Source organism: Flavobacterium sp. UBA4854, from assembly GCF_002399805.1.
Taxonomy (GTDB): Bacteria; Bacteroidota; Bacteroidia; order Flavobacteriales; family Flavobacteriaceae; genus Flavobacterium; species Flavobacterium ginsengisoli.
On the sequence record NZ_DHEI01000083.1, the window covers coordinates 88,409 to 88,849 of the forward strand.

The 441-nt window shown below is 35.3% G+C and carries 2 protein-coding genes; both read right to left on the minus strand.

Going from position 1 to position 441, the window contains the following annotated elements:
- Nucleotides 1–122: S16 family serine protease (locus tag B3J44_RS11855; protein WP_286968641.1), on the minus strand; the 122-nt coding region annotated here is incomplete at its 3' end.
- On the minus strand, nt 73–441 hold a 369-nt coding region (locus B3J44_RS11860), incomplete at its 5' end, for a S16 family serine protease (protein ID WP_286968623.1). The genes B3J44_RS11860 and B3J44_RS11855, both read right to left, overlap by 50 nt.

The window sequence follows — 441 nt, forward strand, 5'->3', positions numbered from 1 at the left end:
GGAGTTGCTCCTTCTGGAACGTGTAAATGAATATTATATTTCTGGAAAAGTTCAGTGCTAATGCCTAATTTCTTAGCATTTGCTTTTATATATTCTAATGCAATTGTAGCAGATTCTTTCATTACAGTTCCAAGATTTCCCGTAATGGTCAATGAACCTTTNNTAGTGAAAACTCAAACCTTCTAAATATTCAGCTTTGATTTCATCGATATCGCTTTTATTTTCGTGACAAAGAATAATTTCTTTAATTCCTGCTCTTTTTGCTGCTAAGATTTTTTCTTTAATACCGCCAACTGGCAATACTTTTCCTCGAAGCGTAATTTCCCCAGTCATAGCAAGGTTTTTCTTTACTTTTTTCTGAGTTAAAAGCGAAACTAATGAAGTAAGCATTGCAATACCGGCACTTGGTCCGTCTTTTGGAGTTGCTCCTTCTGGAACGTG